The organism is Streptomyces sp. NPDC059443, assembly GCF_042750105.1.
Classification (GTDB): Bacteria; Actinomycetota; Actinomycetes; order Streptomycetales; family Streptomycetaceae; genus Streptomyces.
In genome coordinates this window covers 63,279-65,833 of sequence record NZ_JBHYVM010000023.1, presented here as the reverse complement: position 1 = coordinate 65,833, position 2,555 = coordinate 63,279, and the positions used below count along the sequence as shown (strand labels likewise).

The 2,555-nt window shown below is 73.6% G+C and carries 3 protein-coding genes; 2 read left to right on the top strand and 1 reads right to left on the bottom strand.

Going from position 1 to position 2,555, the window contains the following annotated elements:
• Positions 1-87: 87 nt before the first annotated feature.
• On the bottom strand, positions 88-729 hold the full coding sequence (locus tag ACFXDJ_RS22365; RefSeq protein WP_384664069.1) for a hypothetical protein: 642 nt from the start codon (positions 727-729) through the stop codon (positions 88-90).
• Between the two features lie 246 nt (positions 730-975).
• On the opposite strand from ACFXDJ_RS22365, the gene ACFXDJ_RS22360 reads away from it, so the two are divergent.
• Positions 976-1,839, top strand: a complete 864-nt coding sequence (locus ACFXDJ_RS22360; RefSeq protein ID WP_384664070.1) for a bifunctional methylenetetrahydrofolate dehydrogenase/methenyltetrahydrofolate cyclohydrolase — start codon at positions 976-978, stop codon at positions 1,837-1,839.
• 79 nt (positions 1,840-1,918) lie between these two features.
• Positions 1,919-2,422, top strand: coding sequence for a DUF3017 domain-containing protein (locus tag ACFXDJ_RS22355; RefSeq protein WP_384664072.1), 504 nt, complete (start codon positions 1,919-1,921; stop codon positions 2,420-2,422).
• Positions 2,423-2,555 lie beyond the last annotated feature (133 nt).

Sequence of the window (2,555 nt, the reverse complement as noted above, 5' to 3'; positions counted from 1 at the left end):
GTTGTGTAAAAGAGACAGGAGTAGGGGGCGCGCGGCCTTCGCCGTTCTGCGCCGCCGGTACGGGACTTCGTGCCGGCGGCGGTGGTTCTAGTACTGCGGGCGCTTGAAGTAGGCGCCGGCGGCCGAGTTGGCCAGACCGACGATGATCCACACGCCCATGGCCAGCGAGACCACCGCGATGACCAGGGAGAACGCGATGCCGCCGGGAGCGTTGGTGCTGCTGAGCGCCACCAGGTTGCCGAGCACGCTGAACAGTGCGAACAGGGTCTGGAGCGAGCCGTAGACGATGCCGGAGGCGCGGACGCCGCCGCGGCCCTTGCTCAGCTTGGCGGCGGTCAGGATCGCCCACAGGGCCAGGCCGATGAGGAAGATGCCGGCGACGACGAACACGCCGCCCGCGACGGCGCCCGGGTTGGCCCCGGAGGTGCTGGAGGTGCCGGAGAGCGCCGAGGCGAACACCGCCCCGCCGATGATGACGAGCACGCCTCCGAGGGCCGAGAGCCCGCCGAGGATGAAGAGGATGACACGGGCGGCGGAGACCCCGCCGGGCATCGGTACGGCCGCGCCCGGGAAGCCGCCGGGGCCGCCCGGGTAGCCCTGGGGGGCCTGCGGGTAGGCGTAGCCGCCCTGCGGCGGAATGCCCTGGGGAGCCTGCTGCGGGTAGCCGTAACCGGGCTGGCCCTGGGGCTGCTGCTGCCCGTACGGGTTGTTCGGGTCGCCGAAACTCATCTTGGGGTGTTCCTCCGTGGAAGTGCGGGGACGCACGGCACGCTAGGAGGAATCACTGCAAGTGGTGCGGCCCGCCCCCCGGCACTGCCCGCGGCACATCTTCCGGTCATCGTCGTGCGAACGGGGTGGACTTGTCCAGCCGCTGCGCGCCCGGCCGCGCGTTTGTTGTGCAAGTGCAACGAACCGGACCGGTCGCGGGGCGGATGCGACTGGAACCGTGACCGGTCCATCCGGGAGGATGGGGCCATGACTGCCCAGATTCTCGACGGCAAGGCCACCGCAGCCGCGATCAAGTCCGAACTGACCGCCCGCGTGGCGGCGCTCAAGGCCCGGGGCACCACCCCGGGCCTCGGCACCCTGCTGGTCGGCGACGACCCGGGCAGCCGCTGGTACGTCAACGGCAAGCACAAGGACTGCGCCGAGGTCGGCATCGCCTCCATCCAGCGCGAACTGCCCGCGACGGCCTCCCAGGAGGACATCGAGGCGGTCGTGCGGGAGCTGAACGACAACCCGGAGTGCACGGGCTACATCGTCCAACTCCCGCTCCCCAAGGGGATCGACACCAACCGCGTCCTGGAGCTGATGGACCCGGCGAAGGACGCCGACGGACTGCACCCCATGTCACTCGGCAGGCTGGTTCTGAACGAGCCGGGCCCGCTGCCGTGCACTCCGTACGGGATCGTCCAGTTGCTGCGCCACCACGGCATCGAGATCAACGGCGCCCACGTGGTGCTCCTCGGCCGCGGCATCACGGTCGGGCGCTCGATGGGCCTGCTGCTGACCCGCAAGTCGGAGAACGCCACCGTCACGCTGTGCCACACCGGCACCCGCGACCTGGCGGCCCAGCTGCGCCAGGCCGACATCATCGTCGCCGCCGCGGGCGTCCCGCACCTGGTCAAGCCGGAGGACGTGAAGCCGGGCGCGGCCGTGCTCGACGTCGGCGTCAGCCGCGACGAGAACGGCAAGATCGTGGGGGACGTGCACCCCGGGGTCGCGGACGTGGCCGGCTGGATCTCCCCGAACCCGGGCGGCGTCGGCCCGATGACCCGCGCCCAGCTCCTCGTCAACGTGGTCGAGGCCGCCGAGCGGACCGTCCCCAGTGCGGGCTGAGCGCGAGGATTCCGCAGGGTCCGCCGGATCGACGGGGTCCGCCGGATCCACGGGATCCGCAGGCTCTACGGGGCCTGCGGTGTCCTCGGGAGCGCAGCAGCCGGCCGGATCCACCGCCGGGTCCGCCACGGGGCCCGAAGCGGCTCCGGAGGCCGGGGCCAAGGCCGAAGCCGCGGCCGAGGCCGGTGCCGCTGCGGTCCGGTCCCGCCGCTTCCCCTCCGTCACCCGGGACACCGCCCGCCCCGAGGGCGGCGGCCGGGCCGCGCCCGGCGACGCGCCGGCGCCGGCCCGTCAGTGGCCGATGCTGGCCGTCCTCGCCGCCACGGCGGGCGGGCTGCTGGCCACCGCCATGGGCCATCCGCGCCTCGGCTGCCTGATGATCGGCGTCGCGCTGATCGCGGCGTCGGTGCTGCGCCGGATACTGCCCTCCGTGGGCATGCTCGCGGTGCGCTCCCGGTTCACGGACATGGTCACGTACGGCCTGCTGGGTGTGGCGATCACGCTGCTCGCGCTGGTCATGGAGCCCAGGCCGTGGCTGCACATCCCCTTCCTGGAGAGCGCGGTCCGCTTCACGGTCCACTGATCCCACCGCCCCGGGGGGGGGGGGGCCCGCCCCCCCCCCCGCCCCGCCCGCGCCCCCCCGCGGGCCCCCCCCCCCCCCCCCCGGGGGGGGGGGGGGGGCGGGGGGGGGGGCAAGAGCGCGGGTGTGGATGTAA